22 protein-coding genes and 2 pseudogenes are annotated in these 20,285 nt (G+C 34.7%); 5 read left to right on the top strand and 19 right to left on the bottom strand.

The window, feature by feature from the left end:
- Nucleotides 1-186 precede the first annotated feature (186 nt).
- The 13 genes and pseudogenes from ABWU48_RS05015 to ABWU48_RS04950 form a co-directional block, all read right to left on the bottom strand.
- Nucleotides 187-351, bottom strand: coding sequence for an IS3 family transposase (locus ABWU48_RS05015; protein WP_084741697.1), 165 nt, complete (start codon nucleotides 349-351; stop codon nucleotides 187-189).
- The gene (locus ABWU48_RS05010; RefSeq protein ID WP_010082071.1) at nucleotides 344-505 is read right to left on the bottom strand and encodes a DDE-type integrase/transposase/recombinase; all 162 of its coding nucleotides are present in this window, start codon (nucleotides 503-505) and stop codon (nucleotides 344-346) included. Before ABWU48_RS05010 ends, ABWU48_RS05015 begins: the two co-directional genes overlap by 8 nt.
- Before the next feature lie 3 nt (nucleotides 506-508).
- The gene (locus tag ABWU48_RS05005; protein WP_094189604.1) at nucleotides 509-805 is read right to left on the bottom strand and encodes an IS3 family transposase; all 297 of its coding nucleotides are present in this window, start codon (nucleotides 803-805) and stop codon (nucleotides 509-511) included.
- 122 nt (nucleotides 806-927) lie between these two features.
- Nucleotides 928-1,230 carry a transposase gene (locus ABWU48_RS04995; protein WP_151807816.1) on the bottom strand — a complete coding sequence of 101 codons (303 nt, stop codon included), beginning with the start codon at nucleotides 1,228-1,230 and terminating at the stop codon, nucleotides 928-930.
- 232 nt (nucleotides 1,231-1,462) lie between these two features.
- Nucleotides 1,463-2,269: an SDR family oxidoreductase gene (locus ABWU48_RS04990; RefSeq protein WP_209472450.1), complete on the bottom strand. Its 807-nt coding sequence runs from the start codon at nucleotides 2,267-2,269 to the stop codon at nucleotides 1,463-1,465.
- Between the two features lie 5 nt (nucleotides 2,270-2,274).
- Nucleotides 2,275-2,919 (bottom strand): alpha/beta hydrolase, encoded by a 645-nt coding sequence (locus tag ABWU48_RS04985; RefSeq protein ID WP_015589325.1) that lies wholly within the window; start codon nucleotides 2,917-2,919, stop codon nucleotides 2,275-2,277.
- 195 nt (nucleotides 2,920-3,114) lie between these two features.
- The gene (locus ABWU48_RS04980) at nucleotides 3,115-3,294 is read right to left on the bottom strand and encodes a hypothetical protein (RefSeq protein WP_264705892.1); all 180 of its coding nucleotides are present in this window, start codon (nucleotides 3,292-3,294) and stop codon (nucleotides 3,115-3,117) included.
- Nucleotides 3,295-3,301: 7 nt separating this feature from the next.
- A complete protein-coding gene (locus ABWU48_RS04975; RefSeq protein WP_209472359.1) occupies nucleotides 3,302-4,258 on the bottom strand; it encodes an IS5 family transposase in 957 nt (318 codons plus the stop codon).
- A 165-nt stretch (nucleotides 4,259-4,423) separates the two neighbouring features.
- Entirely contained in the window at nucleotides 4,424-5,971 is a 1,548-nt protein-coding gene (locus tag ABWU48_RS04970; protein WP_264329829.1) for a UDP-N-acetylmuramoyl-L-alanyl-D-glutamate--2,6-diaminopimelate ligase, read from the bottom strand.
- Nucleotides 5,946-7,179, bottom strand: a pseudogene (gene metC, locus ABWU48_RS04965) (cystathionine beta-lyase). The gene ABWU48_RS04970 and the pseudogene metC overlap by 26 nt, the downstream one beginning before the upstream one ends.
- A 7-nt stretch (nucleotides 7,180-7,186) precedes the next feature.
- Nucleotides 7,187-7,471, bottom strand: coding sequence for a BolA family protein (locus tag ABWU48_RS04960; RefSeq protein WP_077188332.1), 285 nt, complete (start codon nucleotides 7,469-7,471; stop codon nucleotides 7,187-7,189).
- Between the two features lie 70 nt (nucleotides 7,472-7,541).
- Nucleotides 7,542-9,464 (bottom strand): molecular chaperone DnaK, encoded by a 1,923-nt coding sequence (gene dnaK, locus ABWU48_RS04955; protein WP_353288307.1) that lies wholly within the window; start codon nucleotides 9,462-9,464, stop codon nucleotides 7,542-7,544.
- An 85-nt stretch (nucleotides 9,465-9,549) separates the two neighbouring features.
- A complete protein-coding gene (locus ABWU48_RS04950; protein WP_095742804.1) occupies nucleotides 9,550-11,313 on the bottom strand; it encodes a ribonuclease E/G in 1,764 nt (587 codons plus the stop codon).
- A 149-nt stretch (nucleotides 11,314-11,462) separates the two neighbouring features.
- Here ABWU48_RS04950 and rpmG point away from each other — a divergent pair, with 149 nt between their 5' ends.
- Together rpmG and ABWU48_RS04940 are read left to right on the top strand one after the other, a co-directional pair.
- On the top strand, nucleotides 11,463-11,663 hold the full coding sequence (gene rpmG, locus ABWU48_RS04945) for a 50S ribosomal protein L33 (protein WP_010082633.1): 201 nt from the start codon (nucleotides 11,463-11,465) through the stop codon (nucleotides 11,661-11,663).
- Between the two features lie 25 nt (nucleotides 11,664-11,688).
- Nucleotides 11,689-11,964: a helix-turn-helix domain-containing protein gene (locus ABWU48_RS04940; protein ID WP_353288306.1), complete on the top strand. Its 276-nt coding sequence runs from the start codon at nucleotides 11,689-11,691 to the stop codon at nucleotides 11,962-11,964.
- A 188-nt stretch (nucleotides 11,965-12,152) separates the two neighbouring features.
- Here ABWU48_RS04940 and ABWU48_RS04935 read toward each other — a convergent pair whose 3' ends face one another.
- Nucleotides 12,153-12,281: a hypothetical protein gene (locus ABWU48_RS04935; RefSeq protein WP_264374075.1), complete on the bottom strand. Its 129-nt coding sequence runs from the start codon at nucleotides 12,279-12,281 to the stop codon at nucleotides 12,153-12,155.
- Here ABWU48_RS04935 and ABWU48_RS04930 point away from each other — a divergent pair.
- Nucleotides 12,273-13,214 (top strand): IS5 family transposase, encoded by a 942-nt coding sequence (locus ABWU48_RS04930; protein ID WP_209472548.1) that lies wholly within the window; start codon nucleotides 12,273-12,275, stop codon nucleotides 13,212-13,214. The genes ABWU48_RS04935 and ABWU48_RS04930 overlap by 9 nt on opposite strands.
- A 232-nt stretch (nucleotides 13,215-13,446) precedes the next feature.
- On the opposite strand, the gene ABWU48_RS04925 is transcribed toward ABWU48_RS04930, so the two are convergent.
- Nucleotides 13,447-14,328: a zinc ABC transporter substrate-binding protein gene (locus tag ABWU48_RS04925; protein ID WP_010962934.1), complete on the bottom strand. Its 882-nt coding sequence runs from the start codon at nucleotides 14,326-14,328 to the stop codon at nucleotides 13,447-13,449.
- Between ABWU48_RS04925 and ABWU48_RS04920 the strand changes: the two genes are divergently transcribed.
- The gene (locus tag ABWU48_RS04920; RefSeq protein WP_353288305.1) at nucleotides 14,320-15,060 is read left to right on the top strand and encodes a metal ABC transporter ATP-binding protein; all 741 of its coding nucleotides are present in this window, start codon (nucleotides 14,320-14,322) and stop codon (nucleotides 15,058-15,060) included. The genes ABWU48_RS04925 and ABWU48_RS04920 overlap by 9 nt on opposite strands.
- The gene (gene ubiB, locus ABWU48_RS04915) at nucleotides 15,057-16,487 is read left to right on the top strand and encodes a 2-polyprenylphenol 6-hydroxylase (protein WP_070356945.1); all 1,431 of its coding nucleotides are present in this window, start codon (nucleotides 15,057-15,059) and stop codon (nucleotides 16,485-16,487) included. The genes ABWU48_RS04920 and ubiB overlap by 4 nt, the downstream gene beginning before the upstream one ends.
- Before the next feature lie 416 nt (nucleotides 16,488-16,903).
- Here ubiB and ABWU48_RS04910 read toward each other — a convergent pair whose 3' ends face one another.
- The 4 genes and pseudogenes from ABWU48_RS04910 to ABWU48_RS04895 all read right to left on the bottom strand — a co-directional run.
- Nucleotides 16,904-17,239 carry a transposase gene (locus tag ABWU48_RS04910; protein ID WP_049973597.1) on the bottom strand — a complete coding sequence of 112 codons (336 nt, stop codon included), beginning with the start codon at nucleotides 17,237-17,239 and terminating at the stop codon, nucleotides 16,904-16,906.
- 167 nt (nucleotides 17,240-17,406) lie between these two features.
- Entirely contained in the window at nucleotides 17,407-17,754 is a 348-nt protein-coding gene (locus ABWU48_RS04905; RefSeq protein ID WP_022626382.1) for an IS630 transposase-related protein, read from the bottom strand.
- Between the two features lie 177 nt (nucleotides 17,755-17,931).
- Nucleotides 17,932-19,545, bottom strand: coding sequence for a hypothetical protein (locus tag ABWU48_RS04900; RefSeq protein ID WP_353288304.1), 1,614 nt, complete (start codon nucleotides 19,543-19,545; stop codon nucleotides 17,932-17,934).
- 157 nt (nucleotides 19,546-19,702) lie between these two features.
- Nucleotides 19,703-20,110, bottom strand: a pseudogene (locus tag ABWU48_RS04895) (IS4 family transposase); the annotation flags it as partial.
- Nucleotides 20,111-20,285: the final 175 nt, after the last annotated feature.

Raw genomic sequence — 20,285 nt, 5'->3', positions numbered from 1 at the left:
TTATAAGTATCGTTGATGAGAAAGGAAAAATTGTTAAGGAAGAAGTTGTTGCAAGAGAAAGTAAGGCAATAGCTGAATTTTTTCTTGGTCAAGGCAAAAATGACCTTACCCAGAAAAAGTGGAGAGAAAGTGTGGAATGTTTTTTACAAAAAGAATGATGCATCAAATTGTTCTGGAATGCAATAGTTAATAGTGACGTTGTTTGTTATAAAAAATTTCTATGTATTCAAATATTGCAGTTCTAGTGTGTTGAGCAGAGTGTTGTGAAGTATCAATAAGTATTTCTCTTTTCAATGAGCTAAAGAAGCTTTCTGCAACAGAATTGTCGTAACAACAGCCTTTATTACTCATCTATATTCTTTACAGCTAAGAGATATTGATACCCTTGCGCAGTATATTGTGAACCTTGGTCACTGTGCAGCAGTAGATTTTTAACAGGTTTACGCCTATTAATGGCCATTAATAAAGAGTTCATAACCAATTGTTTATTTATTGCACTACTCATTAACTACCATACGTGAGAATTATTGCTGCCAAATATAGCCATCCCTCCTTGGTTTTGATGTAAGTAATCCCATACTTTATTTGGTTGATCAACAATAAAGTTTTGATCTAGTATATTGGGAGCTACAGCTCTATTATCTGTTTGTTGTTTTTTAATTTTAAACTTTCTTCTCAGTATAGCCCTGATGTCATTTTTCTGCATAATACTTTGCACCGTTTTCAAATTGCAACTTTTACCCAAAGCCTTCAATTCAGCATGAATTTTAGGAGCTCCATATCTACATTTAGAAACTTGATATATTTTTTGAATAGCTTCGAGTAGCTCTTTATTTGCTGATTCTCTACTGCTTATTTTTCTTGTGGTCCACTTATAGTAGCCACTAGCAGAAAATCCTACATAATTCCTGTACTTTATAGCAGTTACTATATAAAAAAATATTTTACTCTTTTTGACTGGCCAGGGCTTTTTTTTAAATGTCTCTTTCCCTTGTTACTCTTGCTTTGTAAATCAAACCTCTCTTTGTCGTAAGGAGCCATGTTACCTCTACCTGGAAATGCATTTGCCGCTGACTTTTTTTCGTTATATTTCTTCATCCATTTTCCTAATACACTATCCCTTATTCCTAGATCTCTTGCTACTTTTGCAACTGGTTGACCTACCTTTCTTTGTTCATTTGCCAGCTTAACAGCTTCCAATTTGAATTCTGCCGTATATTCTCTTACCATTTCTAATCCTCCAAAATTTTATTTTACCCAAAAAAACTCTTTTCTTTCTCTCCACTTTTTCTGGGTAAGGTCACTATTTCTTAAGTAATTTACACTTCAGAGTTTATCTGCTTTAAAGTTTACTCTATTCTGTTTCAGCATTTGTCATAAATCCTTAATTATTTCTGACTTTTTAGTTCAGTTTTTAACCATTCTTTCCTTAACTTAATGGCAGTGACAATAAGCCTATCTATCATTCTGATGTGATTTCAGTTTTTTTTACATGCAAACTCTCTAATCCCACCTTGTAGTTAGGATAAATTAGAGAGACATTAAGATCTTTTTTAATTTTAACATTACTTACTCTTTTTGATCCTAAATAAAAACTCTGTGCATAATCTGGTAACTCAATTGGCTCTGGAGGGCTAACATTGAGAAGTTTGGCTGCATACATTATCACTTCAGATTGTGTAGTGGGTAAATCGTCTGCACAATTGTATATTTCACCAGGTTTTATGTTTTGCATGGAAGAAAATAAAATATTCGATATATCTTCAACGTGAATACGAGAAAAAAAATGCCCTTCTTTTTTCACATTTCTTGCTTTGCTAAGCTGCAAGTCAATTAACACGTTCCTACCAGGACCGTATATTCCAGCTAAACGAAAAATATGTACAGGCAATCTGCTATTCAGCCACTTCCTTTCAGATCTAAGGCGCTTTTCTCCTCTGATTTCTATAGGTTTTGTTTCAGATTCCTCATTCACCCAATTACCAGAGTGATCACCATAGACGCTAGTTGCAGACAAATAACCAAACCATTTAACATTTTGCAGGCAATCACCGTATCTCTCCACAACATCATCACCATCTGGAGGAATAGAAATTAAAACGTGCGTTGCGCTTTTAAGCAGATCTTGGCTAACCTTCTCATAATTAAAGAGGATTACATTTTGTATATCTTTACTTCTTGATGTGCCACTGACTTTCCAACCTAAGTTCAGTAATTTTTTCGATAAAAATTTAGCTACATATCCATAACCAAAGCAAAACAAGTGCATGAAAATTAATTTTTAAAATTCTTCTTGATAAATTCTACTCCTAATTTTATTCCCTCTTCATTAATAATATGCCCTAATGCATGAATTGGGTGTCCTTCAACATTTACTCCATTTTCTTTCAGAGCTTTAACCGCTAAGTCGAGGGACGAAAAAGGTACCACGTCGTCAGCATCACCATGGATAACACATATGTTAGGTTTTGACTTGATCTCTGGTGCAGTTTTTGAAGGTGAAAGAAATCTACCAGAGTATGCAACAACTGATGCACAGGATTGAGAGCGGGTGAGAGCTGTATGTATTGCAAGCATTGCTCCTTGAGAAAATCCAACTAAAGAAAGTTGCGTATCTTTTAAATTAAGCTCCTTTAATTTTGTATCAATGAAATGATTTACAATTGATGTAGCATTTTTTACTCCATTATATAGCGCTTCCTCACTACGATCTTCCAAGCTGAACCACTGATAACCATCACCTATTTCTCTTTCAAAGGGAGCATTGGGTACTGCAAAATATGAACCCAGTAAAAACTTGCTCATAACTTTAGCAAGGTGAATGAAATTATCGCCACTTGAGCCCCAACCATGTAAAAAAATAATCAAATTTTTCTTATTTCCGCCTGCACAAATTTCTGGGCCTTTAAGTTCAATCATTTCTTTTCCTTTTGCATTTATATTTTTATTTAACACTAATTTTCAAATTTGTAAAAACCCATGTGCAATTATGTACACTAGCTCATAACTGTATGAACATTGCAATTTGCAGGCAATTCGCGTGGCAGATGAAAGTAGCTGACACTGGAATCCAGCTTTTGATCGAAAATGTTGCATAGTGCACAATCAATTTTTCTAGATCCCAGTGTCAAGCACTGGGATGACATCATAGGGGCGCTGGGATGACACCCTCCTGCTAGACAATGTTCGTACAGCTATGGAATGAATCGCGGTATGACGTAGGATTGCTGTCATTCCAGTGCTTGACACTGGGATGGCTTTGTTGCATCGCTCTTCGGATAGTAGGTAACGCACAATAAATTTATGAAGCTATCTCAAATTTAGCCATACCAATATCAGTGAACTTATTGAGCAAATAGCATTTAACAAGTAGTTCCTTCTCTCTATTTGTCTCAGATTTATTCCTAAAACTAAACCCGAATGTTTGTTTCAGTCGCGAGAAAAAACTTTCTATATAAGATCTTTTTCCATAACTCATCTCTTTTTTCCACTTCTTTATACTATCTTCATCATATGACTTTATGAGCTTGACTGCAGAATTTCTCTCAGCCATATAGTCTAACTTTGGATGCTCTGCTGCGTTGTTTTTCGGAGGAATTTTCGTTTTTATACCATATTGATTACACAGCTTATAGAGCTTTTCTCTGTCATATGCCCTATCTGCATATAGTACTTTTATGACATACTGAAAATCGACTTCTTTTAGCAAATCACAAGCTCCATAGTGATCAGAGTAGACACCGTTACTGTATTTTACAGCTATGGCTTTTTTGCTGTTTGTATTCAACATTACATGCAATTTTCTTGTCTGTTCATAGCTGCGATACTTTCTATCTTCGCTATTTTCTTTGCTATGACCAGGAGTGTTGTTGTATATACTAATTCCTGTACTGTCTATAGCAATTTCGATATCTTCCATATTATTTTTATCAATTCTGCAATCATTGATCTTAATATTGAGTTTCTTAAACCTTCTTGATGATTGTGAATAGCTGATAACTTGCAAATTTTTCCCAATTTGCTCAAGGTATCCTGCTATAAACCCAACTGTTTGCCTCAGGCCTATTCTAAATAAACAAGTTATTATGTGCACCAAAATTACAACTTTATCGCTATAAATATTGTTGCCACCTGGTATTTTTGGACCATTCTCGTACCACTTTTCTATGGCTTCGTTGATATAATGAAAAATATTTCCTCTTTTTTCTAGAAATTTGTTATATTCGCTATGGTTACTGACCCTCATTTTTTGTGGCATATTTTTTCTTTCAAGGTTAAATGGCTATTTTATAATGAATTTTGTCAGTAGCCACCAGATTTTTTCAGTTGCTATGCAACAAAGCCATCCCAGTGTCAAGCACTGGGATGACATCACTTTTGCTTCAATATTCGCACATTAGCGGAGGTAAGCCCATTGCGAAAATCAGTATGTTAAGGCATGATTTTTAATAACCTCAACATCGCTAAATTCGAAAGTTTGGTTGCCTATAATTTGAAATTTCTCATTTCCCTTTCCTGCAACTAGCAGAATCATACCCTCGTTATAGGCAATATCTACGCCTTTCTCTATAGCTTCTCTCCTACCTCCTATCTCCAGTGCATCAGGGCAATGTAGCAAAATATCGTGGCGAATTTTTGCCGGATCTTCATCACGCGAATTATCATCTGTAATTATTACTTTATCTGCATACATTTGTGCTATTTTGCCCATTTCTGAACGTTTCGTCTGATCGCGATTTCCACCGCATCCAAAAACTAGAATTATTTTTTTGTTGATATGCCATTTTAAAGACAATAGGGCTTGTTTAAGCGCACTTGGAGTATGAGCGTAATCCACGAATGCAAAAGGTTTCACTTTTTCCATTCTTCCTGGTGGAGAAACGAGTTTTTCTACGCATATTTCTCTGTAATTTAATCCAGATATACCAATTGCACATAGCAGATTATATGCTTGAAATTTTCCTAAAACTGGGAAAAATGTATTGTAAATTTGGTTATCAATTTTTACTGTAAGATGTTGACCATTAGGGGTTGATGTTTGCTCTAATAAAGTAATATCAGAGCCTTTTTTTCCATAAGTCACAACTTTATTACTGCGTTTTTCAGCTATTTTAAGCAATGCGCCGTATTCATCTATATCCGCATTTAAAATCGCTGTTTTTCCTTCTGGTAATACTTCGTAAAATAACCTTTTTTTAGTTTCTAAATATCCACCAAGACTTTTATGGTAATCTAAATGATCTTGCGAGAAATTAGTAAAAGCTGCAGCACTCAACTTTAATCCATGGATTCTGTATTGATCAATCCCATGACTTGATGATTCCAACACTAAGTGTTCTACACTTATACCACGCAATGTTGCGTAAAGGTCTTCTGCACCTGGAGTGGTAAGGCTGTTGCTATTACCTTTTCTGCCATTATTGATGCATGTTCCAAGTGTTCCAATAGACGCAGCATTATAGCCAGAGTTTTGCCAGATCTGGCGGCAAAATTCTACTACTGAAGTTTTACCATTTGTACCAGTTACAGCAGCAACATATTTGGGCTGTTTGAATTGATAAAACCTGCTGACTATTTCGCTGTATATTTCTTGAGGGTTTGGGTGTTCAAGCACTGCAAAGCTCGAAGTATCTGTCATTCCAGTGCGTGACACTGGAATCCAGTTTTTATTATACAATTGCCTAGTGTGCTCATTTGCAATTAAATTTTCTGGATCCAAGTAGTCAAGCACTGGGATGACATCTTTCTTGGCCCCTTGTATCACAACGTCTACACAGTTGTGTACGTAACACTGTGATTCAGTAGGAAGGATATGGATTCCAGTATCGCATGTTGCGTATTCTTTACTCCTTTCTGACACACAAACAAAAAGATAACCTTCCTTGACTCTCTTGGGATTACATGTAACGCCCTTGATTTCAATATCAAAGTTAACATCAATAATGTTATGCAGTAATTCTCTCAGTTTCATCTGCCAGCTTTGATATTCAAACATGGCAGTCTTGCTAGTGCAGCATTTAAATCAGAGATCAAATCCTCAGAATCTTCTAGTCCACAAAATATCCGCATGAAACTTCCACCATAATCTGAATTCATTACAGATCTTGACATAGATCTACGATCTATTGGTAATATCAAACTGTCGCACCCTCCCCAAGAAGCACCAATACTAAAAATTTTCATATGATCAACCATGCAGCTTAGTTCTTCACATGAATATTCTCTATCCAGTATTATACTGAATACGCTACTTGCTCCTTTGAAGTAACTTTTCCATAATTCGTGTTGAGGATGGGAGGGAAGTGCTGGGTACAAAACTTTTTTGATTTTTAAATGTTTTTCTAGCCACTTTGCCACTTCCATTGCTGTATTTTGGTGCCTTTTTATACGTGTGTGCAGTGTTCTTAGTCCCCTATGTGCAAGGTAGCAGTCGTGCGATTGAATGGTTACTCCATAATTTTTATAGCTCTCATAAAGCAATTTAAAAGTTTCACCTTCAGCAACCATAGCTCCCATCACTAAATCTGAGTGACCGGCTAGATACTTTGTCACCGCATATAGTGCAACATCAACTCCATAATCAAGCGGCTTAAATAACAAAGGAGTGGCCCATGAATTGTCACAAACGGTCACAATTTTATGTTCCTTAGCAACTTTTACTATATGCTCTATATTCGAAATCTCAAACGTTACAGAACCAGGAGTCTCGATCATTATCAATGAAGTATTACTCTGAATTAAATCAGTTATATCCTGTGTTGGATCATAAAAAGTTACTTCTGTTCCTCTTTTTGGTAGCTCATTTTCTGCAAACCTCCTAAGCCTATAATAACTATTATCTTGAATTAAAACGTGCGAGCCTGCTTTAGCGAAAGTTAGAATAGCAAAAGTAAGTGCAAATAGTCCGGAAGGATAAATAAGCGCTTGTCCACTCCCTTCAATTTCAGCCAGTGCATTTGAAAGATAATGAACAGTAGGAGTACCAACATTACTGTAGCTATAATCCCTTGCAACACCATCATTGATTACATCGTATATACTTTCTCCATTTGCTGCATTTAAGTAGTCCTTGTAAGTAGGGAATAATATGGTAGAAGAATGATAAACTGGCGGGTTCATGGAACCTTTATAGTCATTAAATTTTCTTCCTGCTTTAACTAATATAGACTCTTCCTTCACATTTTTATTATTTATTTTTTAAATTGTACTCATCTTGCGTATACAAGTGAAGAGAAATTGCATGTATTAGCTCTATCTCACCCTTCAATAACTCATAAATCAACTTGTGTCTTTTTAGAACGCTCATTCCAATAAAGCCGTCAGATATTAATATTAATTTAATGTGCGAAGGTAATGTTGAAGATGAAGCAAAATAATGATCAGCATGCTTTGCTGATTCATCGATAATGTTGATATCAATTACATCTATCGAATCGCGTATCTTTTCTTCTATTGTTTTAATAATATCCATAATGGTTTCTTTAAGCAACAATATGCTCCTCTTGTCATCCCAGTATCAGCTACTTGGATGACAATCGCAATTACTTATTCTCTTCTTTATTATCTATGTCTTGATAATCAGAATCTACTACTTTTTCCTCTTTATCATTTGGATTTCCTTCTGATGAAAAGCCATTTTCAGCACTATTTTGTTGAGATGCTTGATACATAGCTTCTCCAAGTTTCATAGATAATTGAGAAAGATTAGTGACTTTCTGCTGTATTGAATCAGCGTCATCAATGTTATCAGATTTACTAACTTCTTTTAATTCGTTAACTGCATTTTCAATAGCAGATCTATCTTCTGGTGAAACTTTATCACCATACTCTGTCAGAGACTTTTCTGTAGAATGGACTAAGCTATCCGCTTGATTCTTCACTTCAATAAACTTTTTGCGCTTTTCATCTTCTTGCGCTTTTTCTTCAGCTTCTTTTACCATGCGATTTATTTCATCATCAGATAAACCACCTGAAGATTGAATGCGTATTTTTTGCTCTTTTCCAGTAGCTTTATCTTTTGCAGAAACGTGTGCTATTCCATTTGCATCTATATCAAATGTCACTTCAATTTGTGGCCTTCCGCGCGGAGCAGGAGGTATCCCTTCCAAACTAAACTGACCGAGTAGCTTATTATCAACTGCCAGTTTTCTTTCACCCTGATGCACCTTAATTGTAACAGCTGTTTGGTTATCTTCTGCAGTTGAAAACACCTGAGATTTTTTAGTAGGAATTGTAGCATTACGCTCAATAAGTGGAGTGAATACTCCTCCTAGAGTTTCAATACCAAGAGAAAGTGGGGTCACATCAAGTAGTAACACATCTCTTACATCACCTTGAATGATCCCCGCCTGTATTGCAGCTCCAATTGCTACAACTTCATCAGGGTTAACTCCTCTATGTGGATCTTTGCCAAAGAATTCTTTAACTTTCTCTATGACTTTTGGCATACGAGTCATGCCACCAACAAGAACCACTTCGCCAATTTGACTAGCAGATAAACCAGCATCCTCAAGAGCTTTTTTACAAGGAGCCATAGTTCTTTCGATTAAATCATTCACTAAGCTTTCAAGTTTTGCTCTCGTTAATTTCATATTTAAGTGTTTTGGACCACTTGCATCAGCTGTAATAAACGGTAGATTTATTTCCGTTTCCATTGCACTTGATAATTCAATTTTCGCTTTTTCAGCAGCTTCTTTGATTCTTTGCATAGCCATTGGATCATTTTTCAAATCAATGCCATTACTTTTCTTGAATTCATCTAGTAAATAACTCACTACTCCATTATCAAAGTCTTCACCTCCAAGATGGGTATCACCGTTTGTTGCTTTCACTTCGAAAACTCCATCACCTATTTCAAGTATTGAAACGTCAAATGTACCACCACCAAGGTCATATACTACTATTGTGTGCCCATGTTTCTTATCAAGACCATAAGCAAGTGCTGCAGCAGTCGGTTCATTTACTATTCTGAGTACATTTAATCCGGCAATTTTTCCTGCATCTTTTGTTGCTTGACGTTGAGAGTCGTTGAAGTATGCTGGCACTGTTATCACAGCATCTTTTACTTCCTCTCCAAGATAAGCTTCTGCTGCCTCTTTCATGTTTTGTAGTATAAATGCACCAATTTGACTAGGAGAATATTCTTTATTATCAGTTGTTTTAACCCATGCATCACCACTTTTTGCTGCAAATACTTTGTATGGTACACTTAGATTTTTCATCTCAGGATCACTATATTGACGGCCTATTAATCTCTTAGTAGCAAAAAAGGTATTACTTGCATTGGTGATTGCTTGCCTTTTTGCTGGAGCACCAATCAACCTTTCTCCTGAAGAAGTCAATGCAACTATAGATGGAGTAGTTCTTGCCCCTTCTTTATTTTCTATTACCTTTGTATCCTTGCCCTGCATTATTGCAACACAAGAATTTGTTGTTCCGAGATCTATGCCTATTGCTCTTCCCATAATGAGTACCCATTGTAAATATTATCTTATATAAGAATATATAAGTATAGGGCTCATTAATTACAAGCCCAATTTAGGTTTCTAATTAGTTATTAGAACTTAAAAGGCGCGAAAGCCACTTAGTCAGCCAAAAATTGCCTCGTAGTTTATTTGAATTATCAGCTTCTTCATTGCTGCTATCCCCAATTTGGTATCCAGAGTTCTGTAATGGCTTATAACCGTTTAAATTAACATCATCTCCTTGTTTTAAAACAAATGTATTTACATCTAAACTGTTATCAATACTAACGTTCAATGTAATATTAAACTCTTTTTCGATTGTAGAAACTGTATTGCGTTTGTTATTAAAAATGTGCGCTATAACTGCACTGTGTGCTACTAAATCAAAAGACTTATTTCGATTCTTGTTAGCAATATGTTGTAAATCCCTTAGTATTGATGAAACAATTACTTCGTTTGATTTTACTCTTCCAGTACCTTTGCAGTGTAAACACTCTGTAGTATTAATTTCTTGTATGTTTGGTTTAATTCTTTGTCTTGAAAATACCATTAAACCAAAGTCATTTATGTAGCTAAATTGAACTTTAGCTTTATCATCTTTAAACGCTTGCTTTATAGCAGACTCAACAGCTCTGCAATACTGATATTTCAACATATCAATAAAATCGACTACTATTAATCCTGATAGGCCCCTAAGATTCACCTGTCTTGATATTTCAGGTACTGCTTCCATGTTGGTTCTATAAGCTGTTTCTTCTATGCTATCTTCTCCTGTCATCTTTCCTGAATTTACGTCTATTGAAACAAACGCCTCAGTTAAAGTTATTATCAAAGACCCACCAGATGGCAATTCTACTCTATTGCTATATAACTCAGAAATTTGATCTTCGATTCCGTAGTAAGTAAAGATCGGAGCATAACCTCTATACAATCTATAGCGCAACTTACTACCTTTTAGTGCATTGTTAGCATATTGCCTAACTGCCTCAAAAGCTTCCTTTCCAGACACTATAACTTCTATACCATCGCTACAAAAATCACGAACAGATCTCATAATTACATCTGCTTCATTGTAAATTAATGATGGAACGTTTACAGAGAAGGCATTTTTTTGAATGCTCTGCCATAATGAGGATAAGTAATTGTAATCCTGCTCAATTTCTTTCTTATTTTTTCCTGAACCAACAGTTCTTACTATTAAACCTGATCTTTTTGGCAAGTTTATTGAACTCAGTATCTCCTTTAACTGCTTTCTGACATTAGCATCTTCAATTCTGCGGGACACTCCACCTTTGCTCATGGAATTTGGCATGAAAACACAGTATCTACCCACTAAAGTTATGTATGTTGTAAATGAAGCTCCTTTATTGCCTCGTTCCTCTTTAGTTAGCTGGACCAATACTTTTTGATTTACTGAAATAACATCTTGTAATTTGTATTTTTTATATAAAGGTACCTCTCTTACAAAACCACTACCTGATCCGTTGACATTCTTACTAGCTGCAGAATCTGAAGAAACATTTGCTGAGGCTTCTTCTATACAATCGTCATTTGAGTAGCCCTCAAAGATAGTTTCCTTTTCTTTTTCTGGAATGTTGAAGTAATCTAGAGATATCTCGGAAAAAGACAAAAAACCTTGCTTATTTTTCCCATATTCAATAAATACGGCTTGCAAAGAAGGCTCTATACGCTTTATATAAGCAACGTATATATTACCTCTTAATTGTTTTTTTTCCTTGAATTCTTGTTCAAATTCTACAACCTTGTTATTAATTGACAAGGCAACTCTTACCTCATTAGAACAGATAGAATTTTCTATCAATAATACCCTTTTACCACTATTTGTCACTTATTTACCGTTTGCTTTTTATTCTGAAGTTAACTTTATGCTACTTAATGCACTGTTGATTGTCAAGGATTTTGCAATCTGCATTATTTGATTGACTTTTAGTATTTTGCGTAATAAACTCGCATAGAATTTATTATATCATTATAAGTATGGCGAAAAAAAATGCTTCTTTGCTCGTTAAGTTAGTCAGCACTGCAATCAAGATAACAAAAACTGGTGAAGAAAAATCAACTGGCTATTTTTATGTAAAAAAGCGTAATCCAAAAAAGCTCACCAAAAAACTGGAGTTTAGGAAGTATGACCCAGTAGTCAGAAGGCATGTGTTATTTAAAGAAGAAAAACTAAAGTAATTTTTTTATAAGGAATTTTATTATTATGCAAAATTTACAATTAAGTTATCCTATAATAGTAGAGTTGGGGGATGTGAAAGATACAAAACTGAAATTAATAAAGGTCATTGCACAATTAATAAGTAAGAAGTACACAACACAGAAAAAAGCAGCAAACGCTCTAAAGATTGATCAACCTAAAGTATCTCAAATCAATAGGTCAAAAATCGAAGGGTTCTCCTTAGAATACTTGCTTAACTTATTGATTGTATTGGGCCAATACATAAACGTAAGAATAAAGCATAATTCTAAACCTGCATAATATGGTATCCGTTCAGCGGAGTGGCAAAATAAGGTAGACAAGATAAATCAATCTCGGTGTCAAGCACTGGGATGACAAGATATAAACCTTATCGTCATGCCGCCGCGAACCGTCATACCGCGATTCATTCGCGGTATCTCTAGATCCCGCTAACAAGTAGCGGGATGACGGTTATCAGGCCAGCACCCCTACGATGTCATCCCAGTGCTTGACACTGGGATGGCTTTGTTGCATCGCTCAAGTGAAAAGAACTGGCAGTTACTGACAAAATTCATTATAAATAGCCATTTAACTGTTGAAGAAAAAATATGCCACAAAAAATGAGAGTCAGTAACTGCCATGAATATAACAAATTTCTCCAAGAAAGAGGAAGCATTTTTTGTTATATCAATGACGCCATAGAAAATTGGTACGAGAATTGTCCAAAAATGCAGGGCGGCAACTATATTTATAGTGATAAAGTTGTGATTTTGGTGCATATAATCGTCAGTTTCTTTAGAATTGGTTTAAGACAAACAGTCGGGTTTATAAAAGGGTATTTGCAACAAATAGGAAGAGATTTGGCAGTTATCAGCTATTCACAAGCATCAAGAAGGTTTGAGAAACTTAATATTAAGATAAATGATTGCAGAATTGATAAAAATAATATGGAAGATATCGAAATTGCTATAGACAGTACAGGAATTAGTATATACAACAACACTCCTGGTCACAGCAAGGAAAATAGCACTGACAGAAAATATCGTGGCTATGAGCAAACGAGAAAATTGCACGTAATGTTGAATATAAACAACAAAAAAGCCATAGCTGTAAAATACAGTAACGGTGTCTACTCTGATCACTATGGAGCTTGTGATTTGCTAAAAGAAGTTGATTTTCAGCATGCCATAAAAGCACTATATGCAGATAGAGCATGTGATAGGCACAAGTTTTATAAGTTGTGTAACGAATATGATATAAAGACAAAAATTCCACCAATAAACAATGCGGCAGAACATCCAGAAATAGATTATATGTCTGACAGGAATGCTGCTATTAGGTTAATAAAATTATACGGTGAAGATGGCATGAAAGAATGGAAAAAAGAAGTAAATTATGGGAAAAGATCTTATATTGAAGGGTTTTTCTCAAGATTAAAGCAAATATTCGGATTTAGTTTTAGGAATAAATCTGAGATAAATCGAGAAAAAGAACTAAATGCTATTTGCTTAATAAATTCACTGATATTGGTATGGCTAAATTTGAGATAGTTACATGAATTTACCATAAATCACCATCTCATAAAGTGTGATGCAACAAAGCCCACTGGGATCCAGGAATTTTATTAAGTTAGTAAGCATAAAAGCAGCCATTTTATGTTAAAATACAACGTTTTGATGATTATGAAAAAGCTGGATTCCAGACTGGAATGACACCATTTGTTGTAAACTCACTTCTTCTTGATTTGTAGAACAATAAAACAGTAAGCTAAAAGGGAACTTATTACTCAACAAAACAAGACTTAAAATTTTGTGCAATGCTATTGATTATAGCTAGATATGCATCTTTTCCAGGCTCTATGTCTGATCCAATAGGATCAAGAACTACCATTTTTGCGTCATTAGAAAGGGCGTTAGGCTTTATGCTATCTTCCTGTGAATGAGCAAATATACATTTAACGTTTTCTTCCTTCATTATCTTTTTTAGCTTCATTAAACTCTTCATACCTATGTAAGAATCCTCTTCTATGGAAAGAATAGCGCTTGGATGATTTAGACCGAAATATTTTTCAAAATATTGATAAGCATCATGAGTAACGATGTATTTTTGATTTTTAAAATCATTCAGTTCTTTCATGATTTCTTTTACTTCTTGGTCTATTTTTTTTATAGCTTTTGTTGCATTAGAACTGTATCGATGGGAATTTCCTTTATCTATGTCAGACAATGTTGCACTTATAGAAAGTATCATGCTCTTTGCATTTTCGGGACTCAGCCACATGTGTAAATCTTTTTCATCTTGAATGTGAGTGATTTTTCTAGAAAATGAATGTGGCCGAGTAGGAAGTAGGTTGATTGCCTTTGACAATTGCACTAGTTCTTTATTATTTTTGGCGAAAGTTTGAACAAACGTCTCTAAGTTATCGTCAACATAAAATATAACGTCACTTGATTCTAAATTACTCGCATCAGATGGCTTTAATATATAATTATGTGCAGATGTTGCATAGCCAAGCAATTCCGGTTCTAAAATCCCTTCTGTAACAGAAGCTACAAGTGAGTGGATAGGTTTGATTGTAGCTACAACTTTTAAATTGGATGAAAAGGCAATATTATAGTATAGTGTAAGTGAAAGTAATAGAAAAAAAGCCAGTAAATGTCTCATATAAACGTTGAGAAGAAGTTAAATTTTGTCAATAAATTGAATAATGTCAATAATCGTGTTCTAAAAATAGAAAATCTTGCTCTCGCATATGATGGTAAAAGAATCCTTGACAATATCAATATGTTCATGGAAAGAGGAGACATAATTACAATACTTGGTCCAAATGGTGGAGGTAAAACCTCTTTAGTGAAAGCAATTGCTGGTATAAATAAAAATTATACTGGAAATATTGTGTTAGCTGAGAACACAAAAATTAGCTACATGCCGCAAAATTTTAGTATTAGTAATTTGATGCCAATAACAGTTGAATATTTTCTTTTAAATAGCTCCTTGAAAAGACTAAAGAAAAATCAATCCATTATTACAGAAACGATAGAGTTGGCTGTTATCGGTAACATTTTGAAAAATCAAGTGTTAGAAATTTCTGCAGGGCAAACACAATTATTACTGCTTGCACGTTGTTTAATTGCAGAGCCTGACTTGATCATTCTAGATGAACCAGTTAGTGCAATGGATATTAACGCGCGGGCTAAATTTTATGATATTATAAATAAAATAGCAAAAAAACGATTGGTATCGATTCTTATGACTTCTCATGATCTTAACTCTGCTCTACCATCCTCAGATTACATAATTTGTATAAATAATACTATCTATTGCCAAGGCAAGCCTGATGAGATTATGAAAAATAGAACCCTAAATGAAATATTTAGCAGTTACGCAGCGAAATGATTCAAAATATTTTGCGTCTTCTGCACATAACTACGGTGCTGACGCGTTACAATATATTACCTTATTTACTTCCACCATCAAAAAAATCAATAAATAAAATACAAGGCCACAAGCTAAAGTGTGCTCTTGAAAAATTAGGTCCGGTGTTCATTAAGTTTGGGCAGTCTATCTCATCACGTACTGATGTTTTAAATGAGGATATAACAAATAACTTGTTATTGATATGTGATAGATTGCCATCATTTTCACATAAAATAGCAGTTAAAACTATAGAAAGTGAGTTTAATTGTAAATTGAGCGACATTTTTTCAAGCTTTTCTGAAAAGCCAATTGCAGCAGCATCGATTTCTCAGGTGCATAGAGCGGTTACAACTGAGGGTAAGGAAGTTGCTGTGAAGGTTTTAAGGCCAAATATTGAGAAAACATTCTCAAGGGATATAAAAATGCTTTCTTGGCTTGCAGAAATTGCAGAAAAATTTAGCGAACAATCAAAAAGGCTGAGGCCAATTGAATTAGTCAAAACTTTTGCTGAAATTTGCCGATTAGAGTTAGATCTACGTTTTGAAGCTGCTCACTCTTCGGAACTAAAGGAAAACACAAAAAATGACAGAGGTTTTTACGTACCTGAAATAGATTGGAATAGAACTTCGAAAAAGGTTTTAACATTAGAATGGATAGAAGCAACGCCAATATACGAAGTTGAAAAACTGAATAATCGTAAGCAAATAGCTATCAATCTTATAGAATCGTTTTGCAATCAAGTATACAGGGATTGTTTTTTTCATGCTGATATGCATCCTGGAAATCTAATGGTTGATAGTAATAACAATATTATTGCCCTGGATTGTGGAATCATGGGTAGAATAGATCGTGAGACATGCTATTACGTTATAGAGATACTCAAAGGCTTTTTAAATCGGGATTATGATCACGTTGCAAAAATGCACTTTAGGGCTGGTTATGTTTCATCACAGCATAGAAATTTTGTCACAGCTTGCAGGGCAATAGGTGAACCCATTATTGGGCAGCCTATACAGAAGATTTCATTTGCTAGTTTACTTGCTCAGCTATTAAAAATAACTGGTGATTTTGATATGAAAGTTCAAACACAATTGTTATTGCTGCAGAAAACTATGATTTTACTGGAAGGGACATGTAGAAAGATCTACTCAGAAATCAATATGTGGAAAGTAGTTGAAGCGTGGATAAGCAGTCAACATGAAAATAAAATAGGGTATAGGGAAAAAATTAGAAGTTCTTATCCTGTAAAAACAATCCAAGGGATATTTAGCCTTATAGAAAAATTAAACCTAATAGCTGATAAAAAATTAGAAAACATCCAAATTAAAAATAAATCAAATGGAAAAGTCTATTTTTTATTGTGGTTTGTAATTATAATTCTAATCGTTAAACTTTTAATTTCTTAAACTATGGGAAAAAACTGCGTCAAATCCAATTTTTATTCAACTTAATTTTTAATCTGCAGGAGCCGAGTTGAGAATGTCCAATTTTCCACTTTCTTTATGTATCTGTTCAGCAGAGTGGCAAAATAAGGTAGACGAGAAAAGACAACTATAGGAACAAATGGGTGTCATGCCAGTGCGTGACACTGGCCTCTTGTTTCAATGTTAAACAAAATACCATAGAATTCAAAAAGACAATTCCTAGAAAATTTCTACATCCAAAAAAGGCATAAGTTATGTTAATGCTGTTTGAATGAGATGATATAAAGATAAGCCAAATTTTTACAAAGAAAACATTTCAAGCAGCAAGACACCTTTGATTGAAAGAGAGCACCAAATTTATGGGGTGAGTAACTGCGCTATTTCAACTATAGTATTTTCTAAAACGAATGATAAACGTCTAAAATGGTATTACCAACTAAAAGGTGTAAGTCTGTACATTGATGCATTAGAGGTCTGAGGCAACTTTTGATGGTGTGCCAACAATGCTCTATCGGATTTAGATCAGGTGAATATGTTGGAAGATAAAGCAAATGACAGCCAAAAGACTCTATTAATGACTTTGTTTTGGGAGTTTTATGGAATGTAGCATTATCCATAACTATGGTTGTATCACGCTGTAATTGTGGAAGTAATCTTCGCTCTAACCATACATTAAATATATCTTTATTACACCCTCCTGTGAAGGTCATTGGTGCAATAAACTTCTCATCCACCTATTATACTCACTCTTTCCCGCTTTTTTCCTGGAACATCAGCATATATTTTTTCTCCTCTTGGAGCTCGTGCATATTCTCGGTATAGTCTATTATCAACTCCTGCTTCATCTATATATAAAATGCTACAGTGGTCTATTTTTGAGACTTTATCGATAAATTGCTGCCTATCTTCTTGATTGCGCTCTTGATAGAATGTGACTTTTTTTAAAGGTTATTTTTAGCTGTCTTAATCTATACCAAATTGCACTTATCCCAAAGCCAAGGTTTTGTTTCATTTCTGCTAGTGTGTGATCTGGGTGTTTTTTGACATATTCTTTGAGTATTTCTGGATCTATTTTTCGAATAAAACCAGTACTTTTTACCGCTTTGAGACCTTGGCCAGTAGCTTTCTTTTTTAGCCATCTATATAGTGTTGCTATCCCTATCTCAAAAACCTCTGCAACTTCAACCTTTGACTTTCCTTTTTCTACCAAAGACACTGCTTTTTCCCTTAAATCTACACTATATACCATCGCTTTCCCTACTTTAAAAAAACATATTATACCTTTATCATTCGCTTTTGAAAATACTATAGTTAGCGGAATGACGGTTTTTCAAATTGTCGGTAAATCTAAGTCAGTTTAGCTATAATTTCCTAAATTTGCTCACAATCTCTTGACTTGACACATATGTTTTTTTCCCAAATGTTACTATCTTCCTCCTTTTCCTTTCTCAATTTGTGCAACCATTTCCTTTACATTTGCATGCGTGAGAAGGGAATTTTTGCTGACATGAGATTTTGGATCAGATTTTGCTGTTACGTGTTTCGTTGCAGATCTTTTATTCTCTGTTAGAAATGAATGAGATTGTTTTTTCTTCACACCGATATCCGCTTGTGCTGCTGGAGTGGTTTTGCTTTCAGCAAGCTGTACATTAGCATTTCCTTTTGCTTGATTTTGCTCAAATTTTTCTTTTAATGCCTTTACTTTACTGCCCATCTCGCGATTAGCTCCTCCTTTCATAGTAGCTGCTGCTACTTTTGGTATCGCCTTACCAGCAGCTTTTTGTGCTGATTTCCTATTGTCTTGATTTTCAGATTTTAGTGGTACTCTTTCAGCTGATTTTTTAAGAATTACTCCTACTACTTTTGGCTCTGTGCTTACTTTTTGATTAGCACGGCTTAGATTTTTAGGCTTTGGCGGTACTGCAGGTTTATCTTTGATTACCACTTTCGATTCTTGTCTAACTTCTTGACCAGTAGTAAACATTTTTTTTGGCACTTGCGGTGGTTTTGGTGGTACGAGGGATTGAGGTTGTTGTTTCTGCTTACGTTCTCTTTTTGCTTCTATATGTTCTTTAGGAACTGTTGCATAAATTGGCTCTTCTTTGGGCGATTTTGAACTCTGCGAATTTTCTATTAAAATTTTACTCTTCTTCTCTTGATAATTTGATATCTCTTTGTATACAGACTCTTCATTTAATGAACTTCCATAGCCTGAATCTTCTCTCTGCTCATATAAAGGATTTTCCTTTTGCTTTTTCTCTTGATAATTTGATATGTCTTCATATTCAGACCCCTGATCTAATGAACTTTCATAGCCTGAATCCTCAGAAGGATTTTCCTTAGCATCAGGCATACTAAAACTATTAGCTCCTTTTAGTAAAGAAGATGTAGACTTTGCCTTGCTTTCTCCATCTGAGGATATTTCTGATTTAAAGCGTACCTTCCTCGAATCTGGAGCAGCCGGAGGTGCTGTTGTTGGTCGCTTTATTTGCCTCATGCGATCACCACCTAATTTTTCTTTCGGCTGTTCTTCTTTTCGCAGCTCAAAAGTACCTTCCTTTTGCTTTCTACCTTCCAAACTCACTTCGTGTGATCTATCTTTTCCTTGACTCTTTTCACTTTGTTCTAAATTTAAAGAATCTTTTAAAATATTATTTTTTCTGAAATCTTTTTCTAATTGTTCCAAGAGATCAATTTTTTTTAAAATTCTTGTATACTTAGCTGCTGTTTCTAAAGTGAAACTTGACAACTCATCATTTACAAAATTACTTATACTACTGTTCTTGGTTGGAAAATTTTTTCCCAAAATTCTATTCATTAATGTTTTAAAAAGACCTAATGGCTGTTCTACATAATTGTTCAAGTCAGTATATATAACAAACTCAGCTATACCTTTTGCCTCACCTGTAAAACCTTCTAATGCATGAGATAAATCCCTTAACGTTTTGTTATATTGTTTCTCTGCATTTCCTAGCTTTACAGCTTTGATCAGAGAATCGAGATTTTTTTTATAGTTCTCACTTTTAAATGGATTATTCATACTAATTACAGCTCATTATTTATTAAAATATAGATCTAAAATATTAAGATCTAGTAAATATTACTTTTGTAATTCATGTAGAACTATAGCTATAATAAGTAAGATTTCCCTACGTCATACCGCCGCGGTATCTCCAGATCCCCCTAACAACTTACTATTACCCACAAATATGAGGTTCGTGAGCAAGTCGCCATCCTTCTGCTAAATCAAAGAGACGTTTATATCCTTTCCAAAGAGTAATTGGTCCTGGTTTTGGGTCATTTTTTCTTGCTAAATGGCCTCCAAGTTCATGAAACAGCTTCTTTTATGTTGGGAACTACACTTGGACATGGTTTTCTGTGTATTTTAACGTATAAAACTTTCCATTCTTCTTCAGCTAATAAGGTAGTACATGGTAATGTTGGGTTAGCTCTTGCAATTGATGTAATAAAGAAGATCCTCCAAGCAATAATACTCATAACTGTTAGATATCTCATTAGTCTTTCTGCTATTCCAAGCCTACATTCTTCAACTTTGAGACCGGATTTAAAATTTTATGTAATATCTCTATTTTCCATCTAAGGCAATTGTAAGTTAAAAACGTGATATAAAAGAGATAAGAGAGAAAGATAACCCTGCTCACTAGGAATAGCGGGCGTGCGCGACCGAAAGGAAATTGGTATTACAACCGTTGGTATCAAGGTACGCTAGCCCTATCTCTCGATACGTTTGAATAGTTGCTTGGGACATATATATGCACC

This window comes from Wolbachia endosymbiont (group A) of Tromatobia lineatoria, assembly GCF_964028565.1.
Taxonomy (GTDB): Bacteria; Pseudomonadota; Alphaproteobacteria; order Rickettsiales; family Anaplasmataceae; genus Wolbachia; species Wolbachia pipientis.
The sequence above is the reverse complement of the archived record's forward strand: the minus strand, read 5'-3'. Positions and strand labels throughout refer to the sequence as shown.

Coding starts and splice junctions, on each gene's coding strand:
- ABWU48_RS05015 (WP_084741697.1), bottom strand. CDS start 351: ATGAGTAATAAAGGCTGTTGTTACGACAATTCTGTTGCAGAAAGCTTC.
- ABWU48_RS05010 (WP_010082071.1), bottom strand. CDS start 505: ATGAGTAGTGCAATAAATAAACAATTGGTTATGAACTCTTTATTAATG.
- ABWU48_RS04995 (WP_151807816.1), bottom strand. CDS start 1,230: ATGGTAAGAGAATATACGGCAGAATTCAAATTGGAAGCTGTTAAGCTG.
- ABWU48_RS04990 (WP_209472450.1), bottom strand. CDS start 2,269: ATGCACTTGTTTTGCTTTGGTTATGGATATGTAGCTAAATTTTTATCG.
- ABWU48_RS04985 (WP_015589325.1), bottom strand. CDS start 2,919: ATGATTGAACTTAAAGGCCCAGAAATTTGTGCAGGCGGAAATAAGAAA.
- ABWU48_RS04975 (WP_209472359.1), bottom strand. CDS start 4,258: ATGCCACAAAAAATGAGGGTCAGTAACCATAGCGAATATAACAAATTT.
- ABWU48_RS04970 (WP_264329829.1), bottom strand. CDS start 5,971: ATGAAACTGAGAGAATTACTGCATAACATTATTGATGTTAACTTTGAT.
- ABWU48_RS04960 (WP_077188332.1), bottom strand. CDS start 7,471: ATGGATATTATTAAAACAATAGAAGAAAAGATACGCGATTCGATAGAT.
- dnaK (WP_353288307.1), bottom strand. CDS start 9,464: ATGGGAAGAGCAATAGGCATAGATCTCGGAACAACAAATTCTTGTGTT.
- rpmG (WP_010082633.1), top strand. CDS start 11,463: ATGGCGAAAAAAAATGCTTCTTTGCTCGTTAAGTTAGTCAGCACTGCA.
- ABWU48_RS04940 (WP_353288306.1), top strand. CDS start 11,689: ATGCAAAATTTACAATTAAGTTATCCTATAATAGTAGAGTTGGGGGAT.
- ABWU48_RS04930 (WP_209472548.1), top strand. CDS start 12,273: ATGCCACAAAAAATGAGAGTCAGTAACTGCCATGAATATAACAAATTT.
- ABWU48_RS04920 (WP_353288305.1), top strand. CDS start 14,320: ATGTCTCATATAAACGTTGAGAAGAAGTTAAATTTTGTCAATAAATTG.
- ABWU48_RS04925 (WP_010962934.1), bottom strand. CDS start 14,328: ATGAGACATTTACTGGCTTTTTTTCTATTACTTTCACTTACACTATAC.
- ubiB (WP_070356945.1), top strand. CDS start 15,057: ATGATTCAAAATATTTTGCGTCTTCTGCACATAACTACGGTGCTGACG.
- ABWU48_RS04905 (WP_022626382.1), bottom strand. CDS start 17,754: ATGGTATATAGTGTAGATTTAAGGGAAAAAGCAGTGTCTTTGGTAGAA.
- ABWU48_RS04900 (WP_353288304.1), bottom strand. CDS start 19,545: ATGAATAATCCATTTAAAAGTGAGAACTATAAAAAAAATCTCGATTCT.